This is a genomic window from Shigella sp. FC1967, from assembly GCF_001743005.1.
GTDB lineage: Bacteria > Pseudomonadota > Gammaproteobacteria > Enterobacterales > Enterobacteriaceae > Proteus.
Genome location: NZ_MIIZ01000070.1, coordinates 1 through 302, shown reverse-complemented (window position 1 = coordinate 302; position 302 = coordinate 1). Strand labels below are relative to the sequence as shown.

Sequence of the window (302 nt, the reverse complement as noted above, 5' to 3'; positions counted from 1 at the left end):
CACCGGTATTCCTCCACATCTCTACGCATTTCACCGCTACACGTGGAATTCTACCCCCCTCTACAAGACTCTAGCCAACCAGTTTCAGATGCAATTCCCAAGTTAAGCTCGGGGCTTTCACATCTGACTTAATTGACCGCCTGCGTGCGCTTTACGCCCAGTAATTCCGATTAACGCTTGCACCCTCCGTATTACCGCGGCTGCTGGCACGGAGTTAGCCGGTGCTTCTTCTGCGGGTAACGTCAATTGATAAGGGTATTAACCTTATCACCTTCCTCCCCGCTGAAAGTACTTTACAACCC

At 51.0% G+C, this 302-nt stretch carries 1 rRNA gene; it reads right to left on the bottom strand.

The window, feature by feature from the left end:
* Positions 1-302, bottom strand: a 16S ribosomal RNA gene (locus BHE89_RS00565); the annotation flags it as partial.